We start from the raw sequence: 19,053 nt of genomic DNA on the forward strand, positions 1-19,053 counted from the left end.
TCTCCGGTCTCTGCGGCCCGCGTCAGTACGACGAGCCGGACGCGCCCAGCGAACCCGTCGGGTGCCAGACCGTCTTCGTCTCCAGGAACGCCGTCATGCGGTCGATCCCGGGAACGGCCGCGTAATCCACAGGCTGTGGACGCAGGACGCGCTTCAGGTTGTCCGCCGCGGCGATCTCCAGCTCCTTCGCCAGTACGTCGTCGGCGCCGGCGAGATCGATCGCGTTGACGTCCTGGTGCGCGGCGAGCGGCGTCGCGATCTCCGCCGTACGGCCGGACAGGACGTTGACGACACCGCCGGGGAGGTCCGAGGTGGCCAGCACCTCGCCCAGGGACAGGGCGGGGAGCGGGGACTTCTCGGACGCGATGACGATCGCCGTGTTGCCGGTCGCGATGACCGGGGCGACGACCGAGACCAGACCGAGGAACGACGACTCCTGCGGGGCCAGGACCACGACGACACCCGTCGGTTCGGGCGACGACAGGTTGAAGTACGGGCCCGCCACCGGGTTCGCGCCGCCGATCACCTGGGCGATCTTGTCGGTCCAGCCCGCGTACCAGACCCAGCGGTCGATCGCCGCGTCGACCTGGTCGGCCGCCTTGGACTTGGACAGGCCCTCCGCGTCGGCCACTTCGCGCACGAACTGCGCCTTGCGGCCTTCCAGCATCTCCGCGACGCGGTAGAGGATCTGGCCGCGGTTGTAGGCCGTGGCCCCCGCCCAGCCGCCGAAGGCCTTGCGGGCGGCGACGACCGCGTCACGGGCGTCCTTGCGGGACGAAAGCGGTGCGTTCGCCAGCCAGTTGCCCTTCGAGTCCGTCACCTCGTACACCCGGCCGCTCTCGGAACGCGGGAACTTCCCGCCGACGTACAGCTTGTAGGTCTTGAAGACAGAAAGTCGCTCAGACATCGAGGTACGCCTCCAGGCCGTGGCGGCCGCCCTCGCGGCCGAAGCCCGACTCCTTGTAACCGCCGAACGGCGAGGTCGGGTCGAACTTGTTGAACGTGTTGGACCAGATGACGCCCGCGCGGAGCTTGTTGGCCACGGCGAGGATCCGCGAGCCCTTCTCCGTCCAGATGCCCGCCGACAGGCCGTACTGGCTGTTGTTGGCCTTGGCGACGGCCTCGTCCGGCGTACGGAAGGTCAGCACGGACAGCACCGGGCCGAAGATCTCGTCCCGCGCGATGGTGTGCGCCTGGGTGACGTTCGTGAAGAGCGTCGGGGCGAACCAGTAGCCGGAGGAGGGAAGTTCACACGCCGGCGACCAGCGCTCGGCGCCCTCCGCCTCGCCCTGCTCGACGAGGGAGGTGATCCGGGCGAGCTGCTCCTCGGAGTTGATCGCGCCGATGTCCGTGTTCTTGTCCAGCGGGTCGCCGAGGCGCAGGGTGGACAGGCGGCGCTTGAGGGAGTCCAGCAGCTCGTCCTGGATCGACTCCTGGACGAGGAGGCGGCTGCCCGCGCAGCACACCTGGCCCTGGTTGAAGAAGATGCCGCTGACGATGCCCTCGACGGCCTGGTCGATCGGGGCGTCGTCGAAGACGATGTTGGCGCCCTTGCCGCCCAGTTCGAGGGTCAGCTTCTTCGACGTGCCCGCGACCGTGCGGGCGATCTGCTTGCCGACGGCCGTGGAGCCGGTGAAGGCGACCTTGTTGACGTCCGGGTGGGCCACCAGCGCGGCGCCCGTGTCGCCGTATCCCGGAAGGATGTTGACGACGCCCTTGGGGAGACCGGCCTGGCGGCAGATGTCCGCGAAGAACAGGGCCGACAGGGGGGTGGTCTCGGCGGGCTTGAGGACGACCGTGTTGCCCGTCGCCAGTGCCGGGGCGATCTTCCACGCCAGCATGAGGAGGGGGAAGTTCCACGGGATGACCTGGCCCGCCACGCCCAGCGGACGCGGGTTCGCGCCGAAGCCGGCGTGGTCGAGCTTGTCGGCCCAGCCCGCGTAGTAGAAGAAGTGCGCGGCGACCAGGGGGAGGTCGGCGTCGCGGGTCTCCTTGATGGGCTTGCCGTTGTCCAGGGTCTCCAGGACGGCCAGTTCGCGGCTGCGCTCCTGGATGATCCGGGCGATGCGGAACAGGTACTTGGCGCGCTCGGAGCCGGGCAGCGCCGACCACTTCTCGAAGGCCTTGCGGGCGGCCGCCACCGCGCGGTCGACGTCCGCCTCGCCCGCCTGGGCGATCTCGGACAGCACCTCCTCGGTGGACGGCGAGACCGTCTTGAAGACCTTGCCGTCGGCGGCTTCGGTGAACTCGCCGTCGATGAACAGGCCGTAGGAGGGCGCGATGTCGACGACGGAGCGGGACTCGGGCGCCGGGGCGTACTCGAATGCAGATGCCATGTGGATCAGTCCACCGTCACGTAGTCGGGGCCGGAGTAGCGGCCGGTGGCCAGCTTCTGACGCTGCATCAGCAGGTCGTTCAGGAGCGAGGAGGCGCCGAAGCGGAACCAGTGGTTGTCCAGCCAGTCCTCGCCCACCGTCTCGTTGACCAGGACCAGGAACTTGATCGCGTCCTTCGTCGTCCTGATGCCGCCGGCCGGCTTCACGCCGATCTGGACGCCGGTGGCGGCACGGAAGTCCCGCACGGCCTCCAGCATCAACAGGGTGTTGGCGGGGGTGGCGTTGACGGCGACCTTGCCGGTGGACGTCTTGATGAAGTCCGCGCCCGCCAGCATGCCGAGCCAGCTGGCCCGCCGGATGTTGTCGTACGTCGACAGCTCGCCGGTCTCGAAGATGACCTTCAGCCGGGACGACGTCCCGCAGGCCTCCTTCACGGCGACGATCTCGTCGTACACCTTCAGGTAGTCGCCCGCGAGGAACGCCCCGCGGTCGATGACCATGTCGATCTCGTCCGCACCGGCCGCGACGGCGTCGCGCACGTCGGCCAGCTTCACGGAGAGGGCGGCGCGGCCCGCCGGGAAGGCGGTGGCGACCGAGGCGACCTTCACGGTCGAGCCCGCGACGGCCTCCTTGGCCGCGGCCACCATGTCGGGATAGACGCAGACGGCCGCGGTCGCGGGAGTCGTCCGGTCGGTCGGGTCGGGGTGGACCGCCTTGGCGCCGAGCGCCCGGACCTTGCCCGGGGTGTCCGCGCCTTCCAGCGTCGTCAGGTCGACCATCGAGATGGCGAGGTCGATGGCGTACGCCTTCGCGGTGGTCTTGATGGAACGGGTGCCGAGGGAGGCGGCGCGCGCCTCCAGGCCGACCGCGTCGACGCCGGGCAGCCCGTGGAGGAAGCGACGCAGCGTGCTGTCGGACGCGGTCACGTCCGTAAGAGCGTGTGCGGGAGATGCAGTGGTGGGCATGGTCACCACACGAGCATATCTACGCGCGTAGCGGCTGTACACCCCCGGATGCTCATCCCGTCGGAGGCCACCGCGTACGAGCGCCGCCGGACCGTCGGGCAGAATCGGCCCCATGACGACCAAGGACCGGATCTACCGCTCACCCGCGGCCATCGCCGCAGGCGTGCTGCTGCTCGCCATCACGGCCTGGCTCGGCATCGACGCCCTGGTCCAGGGCTCGGGCCGGGTCCCCTGGCTGGCGCTCGCCGCGATGATCCTGGTGATCCCGCTGGTCGTCGCCTTCACCCTGCGCCCGGCCGTCTTCGCCGGTCAGGACCGGCTGCGCGTGCGCAACCCGTTCCGGGTGATCGTGCTGCCCTGGAGCCAGGTCGCCGCGTTCCGCTCCAGCTACTCCAACGAGGTCGTCGCCGCCTCCGGCACCAAGTACCAGCTCTGGGCCGTCCCGGTGTCCCTGCGCGCCCGCAAGAAGGCGGCGCGGCGGACCGCGCGGGCCGAGGCCGGCGGGCGCGGCGCCGGACGGACCCGGGGGCTGGGCGGCCTCGGCTTCCCGGGCGTCGGCTCCACCGCTGCCGCCGCCGACGCCGCCGACGGTCCGCTGCGCGCCGAGACCGACAAGGTCATGGACGAGCTGCGCGAGCTGTGGGAGGCGCGGGAGAAGGCGGAGAGCGCGCAGGGCGAGGTGTCGGTGCGCTGGTCGTACGAGGTGCTGGGCCCGATCGTGGCGGGCGCGGTCCTGCTGGCGATCCTGATCGCGACCGGCTGATCCACGCCCTTCACCGCCGGGCCTCAGGGACCGCAACCACCGGCGTGGCCCGAGTGTCTGGAAGACGATGAGTACGAATCCCGCGCGGCCCTCGCCGCTGCCCGCGTCCGCGATACCGGACGGCTGTCCGTCCTGGGACGGGGAGCAGGCCCGGCGCTGGACCGACGCGCTGCCCCCGCGCTGGGTTCCGGTGCCGGGCAAGACCGACACCGTGATGGCGGTGGTGGTGCTGGGGATGGGGGCCGCGCTGCTGCCGGTCGCCGTCCTGGAGGACGTGCCGTACCTGGTCGCGGCGCTCTTCGGGCTCCAGCCGGTCCTGCTGGTGGCCCGGCCCGAGGCCGTGCGCTTCGCCGCGCCGGCCGCGGTCCTCATCGCGGCGGCGCCGGCACCCTCCTGGCCGCTCGTACTGGCCTGTGCCGCCCTCGCCGGGCTCTGCGCGCGGGCCGCCGAGATGCGGCTCGCCGCCCGGAAGCGGCAGCGCGAGGCGGCTCTCGGGGCGGCCGGGGGCGTCACCGCGCCGGTGCCGTACGCCGAGCGGCCGGTGCCGCGCGGGAGGGGCCTCGCCTGGTTCGGTTCCGTCGTGACGGTGGCCGGGGCCGCGGCGAGCGCCACCTCCGGGCTCTGGGACGACGTCGTCGACCGCGAGGGGATCGGGACCTGCGGCCTCTACCTGGCTGGGCTGGGCCTGACCGTCCTGCTCTCCGCCGTGCTGGGCCGCCGCCGGGCCGTCGCGCTGCGCCGGGAGCCGGTGCCGGTGCTGCGGGTGCTGGTACGCGAGAACGCGGACGTCGACACGGAGGTCTTCGCCGCCGACGACGTGGGCGCGCTGCGGCCGCTGTTCATCGTGCCGACGCAGGAGCTCGACGACGAGGACGACGACGAGGGCGACGAGGACGAAGAGGCTGACGAGGAGGCTGACGAGGAGGAGCTGCGCGCCCTCCTCGACCGGCTCGACGACGACGCTCCCGGGCCGCTGCGGGAGGCCGTCCTCTACGGCACTCCCTACGACGGCGCCGAGATCGTGCTCCTCGCCGCCGACGAGGACCCGGACGGGCCGCCCTTCGTCGCGTACTCGACCGGCCCCGTACGCCCCGTGTCCGAGGGCGCCGCACGCCGTGCCCTCCGCAAGGAGAGGCGCCCCGTCGTGGCACACCCGGTGCCGAAGGCGGGTGCCGTACGGCGCTGGCGGGCCGGGTGGCCCGACTGGCTCAGTGCCACGGCCGTCGTGCTCTGGGCCGGCCAGTGGGCGTGGAGCGAGACCGGGGTGTGGCGGTGGATCCTGGGCGCCGTCCTCGCGCTCTGCGGGGCCTGGCTGCTGACGTACTGGGTCGGCTGGCGCATCACCGCGGACAGCTCCGGGCTGTGGTTCAACGGGGTCAGGCGCACCCAGCACATCGCGTGGGACCACATCCGGATCGTCCGCTGCAAGGGCAACGAGCTGAAGATCGACAGCCGCCGTGCCACCTTCGCGGAGTGGTCGGCGTTCACGCTGCGCTGGCGCTGGCTGGAGCGCAAGCTCGGCATCGTCCACCCGTATGAGCGGGCCGCCGCGGAGATCACCGCGATGTGGAAGGACCCGGAGGTCCGGCCGACGGGCGGGATCGACGCGCGGGAGCGGGACCGCCGCCTCTGGCCGGTGACGCTGGCCCTTCTCCTCGCCTGGACGGCGACCCTGTACTTCATCCCCTGAGCAGGGATGTCACGGCGCGCTCGGCCACACCAGCACCATGTACGCCCCCCAGTACGCCGACCCCAGCACCGCCCCCGTCAGCGCCAGCGCGCGGTAGTGGGCGGGGAGGCGGAGGAGGCGGACGGCGAGCGGGAGCAGGAGCGGGAAGGCCGGGAGGAGGAAGCGGGCGCGCGGGAAGTAGACGCCGCCGCTGGTCAGGACGATCGTCAGCAGCACGCCCGTGAAGAGCAGCAGGGGCAGCGGCTGGCGGTCCCGGAGCGACAGCGCGAACAACGCCGTCGACGCCAGCAGCGTCACCGTCACCAGGATCAGGAACAGCTCGGGCGTCGAGTCGTACGCCAGCAGCTCCCGGAACCGGCGCAGGGTCTCGCGGCCGCCGTCCACGTCGTTGTGCCACAGCCGCTGTACGGCGAAATAGCCGTCCCAGCGGCCCAGCCGCAGGCCCACCCAGCCGACGTACCCGCACCAGCCGAGCGGGGCCAGGAGGGCGGCCGTGAGGGCGCGTGCGGAGAAGCCGCGGCGCAGGGCGAGCAGGCAGGTCACCGACACCGCGGCGGCGACCGCGACGCCGGTCGGGCGGGTCAGGCCCGCGAGCACCGCGAGCCAGGCGGCCGTGAGCGGACGGTCGGCGAGGAGGGCGTACAGGGCCCAGGCGGCGCAGGCCGTGAACAGGGACTCCGTGTAGCCCATCCACTGCACGAGGCCCACCGGGAGGGCCGCCCAGAGGGTGGTGAGCAGGATGCCGGCGCGGGGGCCGTGCAGGCGGTCGCCGACCGCGAAGATCCCCCAGGCCGCGGCGAACGAGGCGAGGACGGCGATCAGCGGGCCGACGGTTGCACGGCTGCCCGGGGTGACGGCCGCGACCGCCTTCACCAGCACCGGGTAGAGCGGGAAGAAGGCCAGGTTGTTCGCGTCGTACGCGGTGCCCAGCGCGTGCGCGTAGCCGTGGTCGGCGATGCCCAGGTACCACTTCGCGTCCCACTGCGTCGCCAGGATCGGCCAGACGCCGTGGCCCTGCCGGTGCGCCCAGAACCCGAGGAACACCAGGCCGAGGAGGCGTACGGCGAGGTAGGCGAGGAGAGCGGGGGCGGCCCGGCGCAGGGTGGGCGCGGGGAGGCGGGCCTGGGGCGCGGTGTCGGGTCGCCGGCTGCCCGGGACGCTGGGGGCGGTCGAGGACACGGGGCGGCTCCGGGGCTCGGGGACGGTTGTCCGTCCACCGTTTCCCGGGCGGGGCAGCGGGTGTGGGATGCGGGCGCGAAATCACCCGTTGGGGCGCCCCTCGTGGTCCGGGGCGCCCCTGAGTGCCGTGCCGGTCAGATGCCGGCCGCCGCCGACAGGTCCCGCCTGATCGTCTCCAGTACGTCCGTCGCCTTGGCGTGGGCCGCCGGGAGGTCGGAGTGCGTGGCGACCGGGACGACGACCTCCAGGTAGCACTTCAGCTTCGGCTCGGTGCCGCTGGGGCGGACGATGACCCGGGCGCCGTCGAGGGTGTAGCGCAGGCCGTCCGTGGGCGGCAGCTTGTCCGTGCCCTGGGTGAGGTCCTCGGCCTTGGTGACGGCGAGTCCGGCGAGCTCGGTGGGCGGCTGCTCGCGCAGCCGGCGCATGGCGGAGGCGATGACCGACAGATCCTCGACGCGTACCGAGAGCTGGTCGGTGGCGTGCAGACCGTGCTCGACGGCGAGGTCGTCCAGCAGGTCGAGGAGCGTGCGGCCCTCCTCCTTGAGCTGCGAGGCCAGTTCCGTGATCAGCAGGGCGGCGGTGATGCCGTCCTTGTCGCGTACGCCGTCCGGGTCGACGCAGTAGCCGAGGGCCTCCTCGTAGCCGTACCGCAGACCGTCCACGCGGGCGATCCACTTGAAGCCGGTGAGGGTCTCCTCGTACGGCAGCCCCGCCTTCTCGGCGATCCGGCCGAGGAGGGAGGAGGAGACGATCGACTCGGCGAACGTGCCCCGGGCGCCGCGCCGCACGAGGTGGGCGGCGAGCAGCGCGCCGACCTCGTCGCCGCGCAGCATCCGCCAGTCGCCGTGCTCCTTGACGGCGACGGCGCAGCGGTCGGCGTCCGGGTCGTTGGCGATGATCAGGTCCGGGTCCGTCGCACGGGCCTTCGCGAAGGCGAGGTCCATCGCGCCGGGCTCCTCCGGGTTGGGGAAGGCGACGGTCGGGAAGTCCGGGTCGGGTTCGGCCTGCTCGGCGACGAGTTCCGGGGCGGGGAAGCCGGCCCGGGCGAACGCCGCGAGGAGGACGTCCTTGCCGACGCCGTGCATCGCCGTGTAGACGGTGCGGGCGGTGCGGGGGGAGTCCGCGGCCAGTACGGCGTCCGTGCGGGCCAGGTAGGCGTCCAGGACGGCGTCGTCGAGGGTCTGCCAGCCGGCGTCCGGGCGGGGGACGTCGTTCAGGCTCGCGATCGCGTCGATCTCCGCCGCGATCTCCGCGTCGGCGGGCGGCACGATCTGGGAGCCGTCGCCGAGGTAGACCTTGTAGCCGTTGTCGCGGGGCGGGTTGTGGCTGGCGGTGACCTCCACGCCGGCGACCGCGCCGAGGTGCCTTATGGCGTACGCGAGGACGGGGGTCGGGAGGGGGCGGGGGAGGACGGCGGCGCGGAGTCCCGCGCCTGTCATCACCGCGGCCGTGTCGCGGGCGAAGTCCGCGGACTTGTGGCGGGCGTCGTAGCCGATGACGACGAGGCCGTCGGTGTTGCCCTGCTTCTTGAGGTACGCCGCGAGGCCGGCCGCGGCGCGGATGACCACGGTGCGGTTCATGCGCATGGGGCCTGCGCCGAGTTCGCCTCGCAGGCCCGCGGTGCCGAACTGGAGGGTGCCGCTGAAGCGGGCGGTGAGCTCGGTGACGTCCCCGGCCTCGATGAGCTTGCCGAGTTCGTCACGGGTCTCGGGGTCGGGGTCCTCGGCGAGCCAGGTCTTGGCGGTGGTGATGAGGTCGTCGTCGTGCACCGGGGTCAGCCTCTCGTCGTGTGTGCGGTGCGGGTGCGTGAGGGTAATCCCGCCCACGCGTCTCGGCCGACTGAATGGTTCACCTTCCAGCCGACCGAGACGGGGCGGTCAGATGCGGCCCAGCACCTGGGCCAGGAGCGCGCCCATCTGCGTCGCGCTGTCGCGGCCCGCCTGGAGGACCTCTTCGTGGTTGAGGGGCTCGCCCGTCATGCCCGCCGCGAGGTTCGTCACCAGGGAGATGCCGAGCACCTCCGCGCCGGCCTCGCGCGCCGCGATCGCCTCCAGGACCGTCGACATGCCGACCAGGTCCGCGCCGATGACCCGGGCCATGCGGATCTCCGCCGGGGTCTCGTAGTGCGGGCCGGGGAACTGCGCGTACACGCCCTCTTCGAGGGTCGGGTCGATCTCCTTGCACAGGGCGCGCAGCCGCGGCGAGTACAGGTCCGTCAGGTCGACGAAGTTCGCGCCGACGATCGGGGACGTCGCCGTGAGGTTGATGTGGTCGCTGATCAGGACCGGCTGGCCGGGGCGCATGCCCTCGCGCAGACCGCCGCAGCCGTTGGTGAGGACGATCGTCTTGCAGCCCGCCGCCACCGCCGTACGGACGCCGTGCGCGACCGCCGCCACGCCGCGGCCCTCGTAGTAGTGCGTGCGGCCCAGGAAGACCAGAGCGCGCTTCTCACCGATCTGGTACGAGCGGATCTTGCCGCCGTGGCCCTCGACCGCCGGCGGCGGGAAGCCGGGCAGCTCGGTGACCTGGAACTCGGCGTCGGGAGCGCCGAGGGCGTCCACGGCCGGCGCCCAGCCGGAGCCCATCACGAGGGCGACGTCGTGGGTCTCGGCGCCGGTCAGTTCGCGCAGGCGCGCGGCGGCGGCGTCGGCGGCGGCGTGCGGGTCGCCCTGGATGTCGTCCGGAAGAAGAGATGCGTTCACGCGGATGAGCGTAGCCGGTTCCGGCCTACGCGCGTAGATGACAGAGCGAACGGGATGGCGATCGTTGTCTTGTCGTTTCCAACGAAGGGCGTGACTCCGGTTGCCGCACGGGTCAGCAGGGACGCTTGCGCAGTTCCATCACATAGTCGTGCGGCGCGCCCGCCGACTCCGCCGCGTCCGCGATCTCGCCGAGGTACCGGGCCGAGGGCAGGCCGCCCTCGTAGGCGTCGAGGACGTACACCCAGGCCGCCTCCTCGGTGTCGAGGGTGTGCACCCGTACCCGCATCCGGCGGTAGATGCCGAGCCCGACGCCCTCCCAGCGGTCCAGGGACTCCTCGTCCGGCGGGGCGATGTCGTACAGCGCGACGAACACCTGGGCGAGGGGGTCCTCGACGATCGTCGCGAGGGCGCCCTCCCAGCCCATCTGCTCGCCGCCGAAGGTGAGCCGCCAGCCGTTGAGCCAGCCCGTGGCGCGCAGCGGCGAGTGCGGTGCGCGGCGCGTCATCAGCCGGGCGTCGAGATTGCCGGCGTAGGCGGCGTAGAGCGACATGGGGAGAGGGTACGGCAGGTGGATCCGGCGTCACTCCCGTAACAGTGGCGTCTCGGGCGGGGGCCCGGGCAGTAGCACCTTGAAGCGTGCGGGACAATGGGGTACGTGACTCGGATCGTGATCATCGGTGGCGGACCCGGCGGATACGAAGCGGCGCTGGTAGCGGCGCAGCTCGGCGCGGAGGTGACCGTCGTCGACTGCGACGGTCTGGGCGGAGCGTCGGTGCTGACCGACTGCGTGCCGTCGAAGACCCTTATCGCTACGGCCGAGGTGATGACCACCTTCGACTCGTCGTACGAAGAGCTCGGCATCATCGTGGCCGACGACACACCACCCCTGGAGCAGGCCGCCCGGGTCGTGGGCGTGGACCTCGGCAAGGTCAACCGGCGTGTGAAGCGCCTCGCGCTCGCCCAGTCGCACGACATCACGGCCTCCGTGACGCGGGCCGGCGCCCGGGTCATGCGCGGCCGTGGCCGCCTGGAGGGCATGCAGGCGCTCGACGGCTCCCGCAAGGTGGTCGTGAGCACCGCCGACGGCAGCGAGGAGACCCTCGTCGCCGACGCCGTCCTCATCGCGACCGGCGGCCACCCCCGCGAGGTGCCCGACGCGCTGCCCGACGGCGAGCGCATCTTCAACTGGACGCAGGTCTACGACCTCACCGAGCTGCCGGAAGAGCTCATCGTGGTCGGTTCCGGTGTCACCGGTGCCGAGTTCGCCGGTGCCTATCAGGCGCTCGGCTCCAAGGTCACGCTCGTCTCGTCGCGCGACCGCGTGCTGCCGGGTGAGGACCCGGACGCCGCCGCCGTCCTCGAGGACGTCTTCCGCCGCCGCGGCATGAACGTCATGGCCCGCTCCCGCGCCGCCGCCGCCAAGCGGGTCGGCGACCGCGTCGAGGTCACCCTCTCCGACGGCCGCGTCATCACCGGCACCCACTGCCTCATGGCCGTCGGCGCCATCCCCAACAGCGCGGGCCTGGGCCTGGAGGAGGCCGGCGTCAAGGTGCGCGACTCCGGGCACATCTGGACCGACAAGGTGTCGCGGACGACCGCCCCCGGCGTGTACGCCGCCGGTGACGTGACCGGCGTCTTCGCCCTCGCGTCCGTCGCCGCCATGCAGGGCCGCATCGCCATGTACCACTTCCTGGGCGACGCGGTGGCCCCGCTGAACCTCAAGACCGTCTCCTCCAACGTCTTCACCGACCCGGAGATCGCGACCGTCGGCTACACGCAGGCCGACGTCGACGCGGGCAGGATCGACGCCCGGGTCGTCAAGCTGCCCCTGCTGCGCAACCCGCGCGCCAAGATGCAGGGCATCCGCGACGGCTTCGTCAAGATCTTCTGCCGCCCGGGCACCGGCATCGTCGTTGGCGGTGTGGTCGTGGCGCCGCGCGCCTCGGAACTGATCCATCCGATCTCGATCGCCGTCGACAACAACCTGACCGTCGAACAGATCGCGAACGCGTTCACCGTGTATCCCTCCCTTTCGGGGTCGATCGCGGAGGTGGCCCGGCAGCTCCACACCCGGAAGGAAACCGGCGGCGCCTGACGGCCGAAACCGACTCCCCGCTGGTCACAGGGAGTTGTCGACCATTCGTACGGCATAGTCGGGGCGATTAGGCCCTATACCACTTCGGGCTCTGCCGTGCGAACAACTTCGTTTATTCGGCGCATACTGCTGAAAGCAGACGGTCGTCCGCGTTACTGTCAGTTTCGTGTTCGCTGCAGAACGTCGCCAATTGATCCTCGAAATGGTGCGAGCGAACGGGGCCGTGTCGCTCCGTGAGCTCGCCCGCGTCGTCCAGACCTCCGAAGTGACCGTACGGCGGGACGTGCGCGCACTGGAGGCAGAAGGACTCCTCGACCGCCGACATGGCGGTGCGGTATTGCCGGGCGGGTTCACGCGGGAGTCCGGCTTTCCGCAGAAGTCACATCTCGCGACCGCCGAGAAGACGGCCATCGCCGACCTCGCCGCGAACTTCGTCGAAGAAGGCGAAGCCATCGTGGTCGGGGCGGGTACGACGACACAGGAGCTGGCCCGCCGGCTCGCTCGCGTACCCGGGCTGACCGTCGTCACCAACTCCCTGCTGGTGGCACAGGCGTTGGCCCATGCCAACCGGGTGGAGGTCGTGATGACCGGCGGCACCCTGCGCGGCTCCAACTACGCGCTGGTGGGCTCCGGTGCCGAGCAGTCCCTCCAGGGGCTGCGGGTCTCCCGGGCCTTCCTGTCCGGCAGTGGGCTCACCGCCGAGCGCGGGCTGTCCACGTCCAACATGCTGTCGGCGTCCGTCGACCGGGCGTTGGTGCAGGCCGCGGCGGAGGTCGTCGTGCTCGCCGATCACACCAAGCTCGGTACGGACACCATGTTCCAGACCGTGCCGACCGATGTGATCACGCGGCTGGTGACCGATGAGCCGCCGGCGCATGACGATCGTGCCGGGGCGGAGTTGCAGGCGCTGGCCGATCAGGGCGTGCAGATCGCTGTCGCGGGGGCGTCGGGAAACTCCGGGGTCTCAGGGGCCTCGGGGGGATCGGGGGGTGATTCCGTCCCCCCGCGCCAAGGGCGCCGTGACGTGGCCCTGCCGGGGCCGCGGCGGGGGCAGGTGCCGGGGGCCGCGTTGAGGACGTTGACGTCTGACGCCGGTCCGGAGCAGCAGCAGCGGGCGCGGGTTGCTGACATGCGGCGGCGTTGAGGGGCGCCTCATCGCCGTAGGGGTTCGTGTTGTTGTGCGGGTGCGGGTACGTCGTGGCTGGTCGCGCAGTTCCCCGCGCCCCTAGGCAGGCTGCAGCCCCCTAAGTGTCAACATCAACAACCTGTCCGCCAGGGCCTCATCACCCGGGCTCTCCTCCGCCGCCAATGCGATGGCGTGCGTCAGTTGCAGCAGGTCTGCGATCGCCACGTCCTCCCGCACCACCCCCGCCTCCTGTGCTCGTCGCAGCAGCACGCCGCCCGCCTCCCTGATCGGGTCGCTGCAACGTGCCAGTGCTGACGTGTCGTCGGACGTCACCGACATCAACTGTCTTGCCAGCCCCCGGTATTCGCCCGCATGCGTGACGATCTCGCGCAGCCATGTCACCAGGGCCGTGCAAGGGTTCGGGTCGGCCAGTAGTTCGCGGGAGCGGGCCAGCAGGTCCGCCACCGCGTCCTCGAAGACCGCGCTCAGCAGGGCGTTGCGGTTGGGGAAGTGGCGGTACAGGGTGCCGATGCCCACGCCCGCGCGGCGCGCCACGTCCTCCAGGGACGCCTCTGCGCCATGGGTGGCGAAGGCCGTGCGGGCCTCGGTGAGGAGTCGTTCGTAGTTGCGGCGGGCGTCGGCGCGCATGGGGCGGGCCGGTGTGAGGGGTGCCGGGGTCTCGCCGTTCCCCGCGGTCTCTCGTGAGATCGCGCTCACCATGGCTCCCACCTGCTCTCTCGCACGCCCCCGTTGTGCCTCCAGGATGCCATCGACAAACCGCCGACCGGGCTTGCCGGGACGCCCTCAGGCCGTACCGTCTTCTCAGGGGTGTCCTTCTCAGGGTTTCCCCGGACATCTCAGGACTTCTCATGGCGAGAGCAGCGCCGGGAGAGAGCGTATGGAGATCGCCGGTGCGGACGCGCGGCGGGTGCTCGGGATCGCGAGCGAGTTGGCGGACGCCGGGTCGGAGTGGGAGTTGCGGGAGCGGGCCCTGGGGGCGCTGATGGAGTTGATCCCGGCCGACGCGGGGCAGGCGTACCGGCTCTCCCTTGATGGGAGCGGGGTCTTCGCGCTGTCCGCGCCCGAGGACTCCTTCCACGCCGATCCGATGGTGATCTACGACCATCCCCTGGACCACCCGCTCACCGACGTCATGCTGGAGACGCCCACTGCGCAGGCCTGGCGGGTCAGCGATGTCGCCGGGGACCGGCAGTGGCGGCGCACCCACTGCTACAACCTGGACTTCCGGCCCTTCGGGCTGCGCCGGCACCTGGTGGCGACGGCAGGGGCGAGCGGGAGCGCCGTCGAGGGGTACGCGCTGGTGCGGTCCGGCGCCGACTTCAGTGAACGGGAGCGCGATCTGTTCGGCTTCGCCCAGCTCCAACTCGCCGAGGTGGAACAGCGGTTGGGCGAGCGGCAGCGGCTGGTCGCGCTCTCCGCGGCCGCCCTGGGCCTCGCCGCGAGCCATGGGTGGGGGGTGGCCGTGCGCGGCGAGGACGGCCGGGCGGAGCCGCTGAACGCCCTCGCCGCCGAGCTCCTGGCCGTCGTACGGGACGATCCCCGGCTGGGCCGGGAGCAGCCGTTCACCGTCCGGGACGTCGAGGTGCGGCCCGTGCCGTCGACCGCCGCCGGACTGCCCGTCCTGCTGCTGCTCCGCGACCTCGCCCGGGGGCGGACCCTCGCCCGGGTGTTCGGCGTGACCGAGCAGGAGTACCGGACGCTGCGCCACCTCCACGAGGGCCGTACGGCGACGGAGGCGGCCCGGCGGATGGGGCTGTCGCCGACCACCGTGCGCGGCTACATCGCCTCCCTGCACCGGAAGCTCGAAGCCGGCCACACCGCGGCGCTGCTGCGGCGGGGAAGGGAACTCGGGCTGCTGACCGACTGAGTCCGGACCTCGCAACCCTCAAGATTGACGGGTGGTCATCAGCCGGGCCTGCTCGGTTCACTGGCGTGAGGCGCTGCGAAAGACGCGACCTCAGGGGGACTCGCATGGCCACTACGTCGTCACATCCGCCCACCACCACCGAGGCGAAGCCTGCCGGGACCGCGCGGTGGCTCGCGGGGCTCGCGGCCGTACTGGGGCCGCTGCTGCTCGCGGCGGCGTTCCTGATCAGCCCGTACGACACCAACGCCGACGCCGACGAGATCGCCCGGGTCATCGCCGCCCATCAGGGCGTCACGGAAGTGTCCGTGTGGCTCTGGACGATCGGGACCGTCGTCCTCGCCCCGGGTCTGATCGCCGTGGGACTGCTGGCCACCGCGCGGTCCGCCAAGCTCGGTCTGTGGGGCTCGGTCCTCTTCGGCACCGGGCTGCTCGCGATCACCTCGACCCCGTTGCTGGACGTCGTCGCCCTCGGTGCGTACGACAAGGGAGTCGACGTCGACACCATGGCGAAGGTCGTCAAGGGCACCAACGACCAGCTCGCGGTGGGCGTGCCCATCCTCTACTTCGTCGCCGCCCACGTCATCGGGGCGATCCTGCTGGGCGTCGCGCTGCTGCGCGGCCGGACCGTGCCGGCCTGGGCCGCCTGGGTGCTCATCCTGTCCATGCCGTTCAACGTCGTCGGCTATGCGGGCGCCATCGAACCGGTGACCGTCCTGTCGTTCGTGATGCTCGCCGTGCCCTTCGGCTACGCGGCCCTCTTCTTCGTCCGGCACGGCACGGGATGGGTCCGCGGCACCTCGTAGACCATCACCTCGGGGGAAACACGGAGCGCCCGGCGGACTGACTGCTCCAGTCCGCCGGGCGCCCCGGTATGTCGTACGGGACCTGCTCAGTCCTTGATCTCGCAGATGGCGGCGCCGGACGTGATCGACGCGCCGACGTCCGCGGACAGGCCCTTGATGGTGCCGGACTTGTGCGCGTTGAGCGGCTGCTCCATCTTCATGGCCTCCAGGACGACGACCAGGTCGCCCTCCTTGACCTCCTGGCCCTCCTCGACCGCGATCTTGACGATCGTGCCCTGCATCGGGGAGGCGAGGGTGTCGCCGGAGGCGACGGGGCCGGACTTCTTGGCCGCGCGGCGCTTGGGCTTGGCGCCCGCCGCGAGGCCCGTGCGGGCCAGCGACATGCCGAGCGAGACCGGGAGGGAGACCTCCAGGCGCTTGCCGCCGACCTCGACGACGACCGTCTCACGGCCCGGCTCCTCGTCCGTCTCCGCGTCGGCGGGGGCGGCGAAGGGCTTGATCTCGTTGACGAACTCGGTCTCGATCCAGCGGGTGTGGACCGTGAACGGGTCGGCGGAGCCGGTGAGTTCGGGGGCGAACGCCGGGTCCTTGACGACCGCGCGGTGGAACGGGATGGCCGTCGCCATGCCCTCGACCTGGAACTCCTCCAGGGCGCGGGCGGCCCGCTGGAGCGCCTGCTCACGGGTGGCGCCGGTGACGACCAGCTTGGCCAGCAGGGAGTCCCAGGCCGGGCCGATGACGCTGCCGGACTCGACACCCGCGTCCAGACGGACGCCCGGGCCGGAGGGCGCCTCGAACTTGGTGACCGTGCCGGGGGCCGGGAGGAAGTTGCGGCCCGGGTCCTCGCCGTTGATGCGGAACTCGAAGGAGTGGCCGCGCAGCTCCGGGTCGCCGTAGCCGAGCTCCTCGCCGTCGGCGATGCGGAACATCTCGCGCACCAGGTCGATGCCGGCGACCTCCTCGGTGACCGGGTGCTCCACCTGGAGACGGGTGTTGACCTCCAGGAAGGAGATCGTGCCGTCGAGGCCGACCAGGAACTCGACGGTGCCGGCGCCGACGTAGCCGGCCTCCTTGAGGATGGCCTTCGACGACGAGTACAGCTCGGCGACCTGGGCGTCGGAGAGGAACGGCGCGGGGGCCTCCTCGACCAGCTTCTGGTGGCGGCGCTGCAGCGAGCAGTCACGGGTGGACACGACGACCACGTTGCCGTGGGTGTCGGCCAGGCACTGGGTCTCCACGTGCCGCGGCTTGTCCAGGTAGCGCTCGACGAAGCACTCGCCCCGGCCGAACGCGGCCACGGCCTCACGGACCGCGGACTCGTACAGCTCCGGGACCTCTTCCAGGGTCCGGGCGACCTTCAGACCACGGCCACCGCCACCGAAGGCGGCCTTGATGGCGATCGGCAGGCCGTGCTCCTCGGCGAACGCCACGACCTCGTCGGCCCCGGAGACCGGGTCCGGCGTACCGGCGACCAGCGGGGCGCCGGCGCGCTGGGCGATGTGCCGGGCGGCGACCTTGTCACCGAGGTCGCGGATGGCCTGCGGCGGCGGGCCGATCCAGATCAGGCCCGCGTCCAGGACCGCCTGCGCGAACTCGGCGTTCTCGGACAGGAAGCCGTAGCCGGGGTGGACGGCGTCGGCCCCCGACTCCCGGGCCGCGTTCAGGATCTTGTCGATGACCAGGTAGCTGGTGGCCGGGGTGTCACCGCCCAGGGCGAACGCCTCATCCGCGGCGCGGACATGCAGAGCGTCCCGGTCCGGGTCGGCGTACACGGCCACGCTCGCGATACCGGCATCCCGGCAGGCCCGGGCCACGCGGACAGCGATTTCGCCACGGTTGGCGATGAGCACCTTGCGCACGATTGAGGCTCCCTCCTTGAAACAAGCCGAGTTTAGGGACTGCCGACACGGCAGTTCGACCCGTCCCCAATGGTGAGCTTGCCCACACGGAGCGTGATTCGAGGATCGCTCGACCCGCGAAATCCCTTGTCACGCTTCGGTACGCAGCACTCCTCCGGAAAACCCTAGCCCTCCCTTGTGGTCAAGGTCTCTGTCACCACGTGCTGCGGGCCACTCGGTTTCTTTGTGGAGTCCCTACGAATGGCCCAATGATTCTTTGCCGTCCGCAGAACCCTTGTCCCTGGGTTTACCCGTTAGTAGCGTTCGCGTGTATCGAACGTACTTGGGGTAACCAGGGCTCGGCTTGAGAGTGGGTGGGGACCGGTGGTGCGCAGGCCGGTGGCGTGGATCGTGGCGATCGTCCTCTTCTTGGAGGCGTTCGGGATCGCGGCGGTCAACTGGTTCCTCGGGGTGGTCGTCGACCGTCAGGACATGTCCCTGGCCGGCCTCGACCCCGACATGATGTCGACGTCTTCGAAGATCGGCGGCATCGTCTTCGGGCTCTACTTCGCCTTCTGCGGCCTGGTGGCGCTGCTGGTCGCCCTGCGCGACCGCGCCCCGGCCGGCTTCGGCCGCATCCTGCTGATCAGCGCGGCCGTGGTGCACGCGCTGCTGGGCGCGTTCGCGTGGGGCCTGCTGGGCCCGGCCGAGTTCGTGTTCATGGTGGTCGTGCTGGCGCTGATCGTGCTGCTCCTGATGACGTACGACCGCCCTCAGCCGCCCGCCGCCGACGCCGCCCCCGGCGACACCGGGGGCGACGGCGGCCCGGCCAAGGAGGGCAACGGCACCGGCCCGGTCACTTCGCCGCCGGCGCCCACAACTCCGTGATCCCGACGCCCAGTTCGGCCAGCAGCTTCCGTACGAGGGGCAGGCTGATGCCGATCACGTTGCCGTGGTCGCCGTCGATGCCGTCGATGAACGGCGCGCTGCGGCCGTCGAGGGTGAACGCCCCGGCGACGTAGAGGGGTTCGCCGGAGGCGACGTACGCGGCGACCTCCTCGTCGGACGGCTCGCCGAAGCGGACGACGGTCGAGGCGACGGCCGAGGCGTACCGGCCGGAGGCGGTGTCGTAGACGCAGTGGCCGGTCTGGAGCGTGCCCGCGCGTCCGCGCATGGCCTTCCAGCGGGCGGTGGCCTCCTCGGCGTCCGCGGGCTTGCCGAGCGCCTGGCCGTCGAGGTCGAGCACGGAGTCGCAGCCGATCACGAGAGCGCCCTTGACCTCGGGTTTCGCCGACACCACGGAGGCCTTCGCCTCGGCGAGCGCGAGCGCCAGATCGGCGGGGGTGGGGGCGGTGACGGCGTCCTCGTCGACGCCGCTCACGATCACCTCGGGGGCCAGTCCTGCCTGCCGCAGCAGATTCAGCCGGGCGGGGGACTGGGAGGCGAGGACGAGTCGGCGGCGCGGCTGATCAGTCATGCGGTCAGGGTATCGGCGCCCGTCACTTCATGCCGAGCACGATCATCGCCAGCACCATGGCCAACGCCAGGAACAGGCCCAGTCTGCGCAACATCTCCTGCATGTCGCGCAGTTCCTTGGGCGGTTCGTTCTCGGGGTCGGACCAGAGCATGAGTCCAGCGTGCGGCGGCGGGCGGGACGGCGCCTGAGTA

The 19,053-nt window shown here is 71.6% G+C and carries 18 protein-coding genes; 7 read left to right on the forward strand and 11 right to left on the reverse strand.

The genetic code is table 11. The features are described 5' to 3' along the window. Positions 1–22: 22 nt before the first annotated feature. From CRP56_RS27075 to deoC, 3 genes are read right to left on the reverse strand one after another with little or no spacing between them, the layout of a single operon-like run. Positions 23–907: an aldehyde dehydrogenase family protein gene (locus CRP56_RS27075; protein ID WP_097268224.1), complete on the reverse strand. Its 885-nt coding sequence runs from the start codon at positions 905–907 to the stop codon at positions 23–25. Next, positions 900–2,336 (reverse strand): aldehyde dehydrogenase family protein, encoded by a 1,437-nt coding sequence (locus CRP56_RS27080; RefSeq protein ID WP_059192702.1) that lies wholly within the window; start codon positions 2,334–2,336, stop codon positions 900–902. The genes CRP56_RS27075 and CRP56_RS27080 overlap by 8 nt, the downstream gene beginning before the upstream one ends. Before the next feature lie 5 nt (positions 2,337–2,341). Further along, on the reverse strand, positions 2,342–3,307 hold the full coding sequence (deoC, locus tag CRP56_RS27085; protein WP_373559687.1) for a deoxyribose-phosphate aldolase: 966 nt from the start codon (positions 3,305–3,307) through the stop codon (positions 2,342–2,344). Between the two features lie 106 nt (positions 3,308–3,413). Between deoC and CRP56_RS27090 the strand changes: the two genes are divergently transcribed. Together CRP56_RS27090 and CRP56_RS27095 are read left to right on the forward strand one after the other, a co-directional pair. Next, the gene (locus tag CRP56_RS27090; RefSeq protein ID WP_097268228.1) at positions 3,414–4,064 is read left to right on the forward strand and encodes a PH domain-containing protein; all 651 of its coding nucleotides are present in this window, start codon (positions 3,414–3,416) and stop codon (positions 4,062–4,064) included. Between the two features lie 67 nt (positions 4,065–4,131). Beyond that, positions 4,132–5,754, forward strand: coding sequence for a hypothetical protein (locus CRP56_RS27095; protein WP_097268230.1), 1,623 nt, complete (start codon positions 4,132–4,134; stop codon positions 5,752–5,754). Between the two features lie 9 nt (positions 5,755–5,763). On the opposite strand, the gene CRP56_RS27100 is transcribed toward CRP56_RS27095, so the two are convergent. The 4 genes from CRP56_RS27100 to CRP56_RS27115 all read right to left on the reverse strand — a co-directional run bounded on the left by CRP56_RS27100 (position 5,764) and on the right by CRP56_RS27115 (position 10,185). Then, complete coding sequence (locus CRP56_RS27100; protein ID WP_179851124.1) at positions 5,764–6,933, reverse strand: hypothetical protein; 1,170 nt, start codon at positions 6,931–6,933, stop codon at positions 5,764–5,766. 134 nt (positions 6,934–7,067) lie between these two features. After that, positions 7,068–8,702 carry a phospho-sugar mutase gene (locus CRP56_RS27105; RefSeq protein WP_097274503.1) on the reverse strand — a complete coding sequence of 545 codons (1,635 nt, stop codon included), beginning with the start codon at positions 8,700–8,702 and terminating at the stop codon, positions 7,068–7,070. A gap of 108 nt (positions 8,703–8,810) precedes the next feature. Then, positions 8,811–9,635 (reverse strand): purine-nucleoside phosphorylase, encoded by an 825-nt coding sequence (locus CRP56_RS27110; protein ID WP_059192697.1) that lies wholly within the window; start codon positions 9,633–9,635, stop codon positions 8,811–8,813. A 112-nt stretch (positions 9,636–9,747) separates the two neighbouring features. Further along, a complete protein-coding gene (locus tag CRP56_RS27115; protein ID WP_097268235.1) occupies positions 9,748–10,185 on the reverse strand; it encodes a gamma-glutamylcyclotransferase in 438 nt (145 codons plus the stop codon). Positions 10,186–10,281: 96 nt separating this feature from the next. Here CRP56_RS27115 and CRP56_RS27120 point away from each other — a divergent pair, with 96 nt between their 5' ends. Further along, a complete protein-coding gene (locus CRP56_RS27120; RefSeq protein ID WP_097268237.1) occupies positions 10,282–11,730 on the forward strand; it encodes an NAD(P)H-quinone dehydrogenase in 1,449 nt (482 codons plus the stop codon). Between the two features lie 202 nt (positions 11,731–11,932). Beyond that, entirely contained in the window at positions 11,933–12,874 is a 942-nt protein-coding gene (locus tag CRP56_RS27125; protein ID WP_373559768.1) for a DeoR/GlpR family DNA-binding transcription regulator, read from the forward strand. Between the two features lie 81 nt (positions 12,875–12,955). Here CRP56_RS27125 and CRP56_RS27130 read toward each other — a convergent pair whose 3' ends face one another. Further along, on the reverse strand, positions 12,956–13,504 hold the full coding sequence (locus CRP56_RS27130) for a TetR/AcrR family transcriptional regulator (protein WP_097274505.1): 549 nt from the start codon (positions 13,502–13,504) through the stop codon (positions 12,956–12,958). Positions 13,505–13,754: 250 nt separating this feature from the next. Between CRP56_RS27130 and CRP56_RS27135 the strand changes: the two genes are divergently transcribed. After that, positions 13,755–14,744 (forward strand): helix-turn-helix transcriptional regulator, encoded by a 990-nt coding sequence (locus CRP56_RS27135; RefSeq protein ID WP_097268241.1) that lies wholly within the window; start codon positions 13,755–13,757, stop codon positions 14,742–14,744. Between the two features lie 104 nt (positions 14,745–14,848). Further along, the gene (locus CRP56_RS27140; protein WP_097268243.1) at positions 14,849–15,547 is read left to right on the forward strand and encodes a hypothetical protein; all 699 of its coding nucleotides are present in this window, start codon (positions 14,849–14,851) and stop codon (positions 15,545–15,547) included. Between the two features lie 86 nt (positions 15,548–15,633). Here CRP56_RS27140 and CRP56_RS27145 read toward each other — a convergent pair whose 3' ends face one another. Further along, the gene (locus CRP56_RS27145; protein ID WP_097268245.1) at positions 15,634–17,406 is read right to left on the reverse strand and encodes an acetyl/propionyl/methylcrotonyl-CoA carboxylase subunit alpha; all 1,773 of its coding nucleotides are present in this window, start codon (positions 17,404–17,406) and stop codon (positions 15,634–15,636) included. Between the two features lie 363 nt (positions 17,407–17,769). Between CRP56_RS27145 and CRP56_RS27150 the strand changes: the two genes are divergently transcribed. Next, complete coding sequence (locus CRP56_RS27150) at positions 17,770–18,273, forward strand: hypothetical protein (RefSeq protein WP_097268247.1); 504 nt, start codon at positions 17,770–17,772, stop codon at positions 18,271–18,273. Here CRP56_RS27150 and CRP56_RS27155 read toward each other — a convergent pair. Beyond that, positions 18,242–18,862: a Maf family protein gene (locus CRP56_RS27155; RefSeq protein WP_097268249.1), complete on the reverse strand. Its 621-nt coding sequence runs from the start codon at positions 18,860–18,862 to the stop codon at positions 18,242–18,244. The two genes, CRP56_RS27150 and CRP56_RS27155, sit on opposite strands and share 32 nt — an antisense overlap. Positions 18,863–18,884: 22 nt before the next feature. After that, complete coding sequence (mmpB, locus tag CRP56_RS48500) at positions 18,885–19,013, reverse strand: morphogenic membrane protein MmpB (protein ID WP_097268251.1); 129 nt, start codon at positions 19,011–19,013, stop codon at positions 18,885–18,887. Positions 19,014–19,053 lie beyond the last annotated feature (40 nt).

Source organism: Streptomyces sp. TLI_55 (assembly GCF_900206255.1).
GTDB lineage: Bacteria > Actinomycetota > Actinomycetes > Streptomycetales > Streptomycetaceae > Streptomyces > Streptomyces aquilus.

Excerpts from the sequence above, each read along its gene's own strand:
- CRP56_RS27075 (WP_097268224.1), bottom strand. The coding sequence starts at position 907 with ATGTCTGAGCGACTTTCTGTCTTCAAGACCTACAAGCTGTACGTCGGC.
- CRP56_RS27080 (WP_059192702.1), bottom strand. The coding sequence starts at position 2,336 with ATGGCATCTGCATTCGAGTACGCCCCGGCGCCCGAGTCCCGCTCCGTC.
- CRP56_RS27090 (WP_097268228.1), top strand. The coding sequence starts at position 3,414 with ATGACGACCAAGGACCGGATCTACCGCTCACCCGCGGCCATCGCCGCA.
- CRP56_RS27095 (WP_097268230.1), top strand. The coding sequence starts at position 4,132 with ATGAGTACGAATCCCGCGCGGCCCTCGCCGCTGCCCGCGTCCGCGATA.
- CRP56_RS27115 (WP_097268235.1), bottom strand. The coding sequence starts at position 10,185 with ATGTCGCTCTACGCCGCCTACGCCGGCAATCTCGACGCCCGGCTGATG.
- CRP56_RS27120 (WP_097268237.1), top strand. The coding sequence starts at position 10,282 with ATGGGGTACGTGACTCGGATCGTGATCATCGGTGGCGGACCCGGCGGA.
- CRP56_RS27125 (WP_373559768.1), top strand. The coding sequence starts at position 11,933 with ATGGTGCGAGCGAACGGGGCCGTGTCGCTCCGTGAGCTCGCCCGCGTC.
- CRP56_RS27130 (WP_097274505.1), bottom strand. The coding sequence starts at position 13,504 with ATGCGCGCCGACGCCCGCCGCAACTACGAACGACTCCTCACCGAGGCC.
- CRP56_RS27135 (WP_097268241.1), top strand. The coding sequence starts at position 13,755 with ATGGAGATCGCCGGTGCGGACGCGCGGCGGGTGCTCGGGATCGCGAGC.
- CRP56_RS27140 (WP_097268243.1), top strand. The coding sequence starts at position 14,849 with ATGGCCACTACGTCGTCACATCCGCCCACCACCACCGAGGCGAAGCCT.
- CRP56_RS27155 (WP_097268249.1), bottom strand. The coding sequence starts at position 18,862 with ATGACTGATCAGCCGCGCCGCCGACTCGTCCTCGCCTCCCAGTCCCCC.
- mmpB (WP_097268251.1), bottom strand. The coding sequence starts at position 19,013 with ATGCTCTGGTCCGACCCCGAGAACGAACCGCCCAAGGAACTGCGCGAC.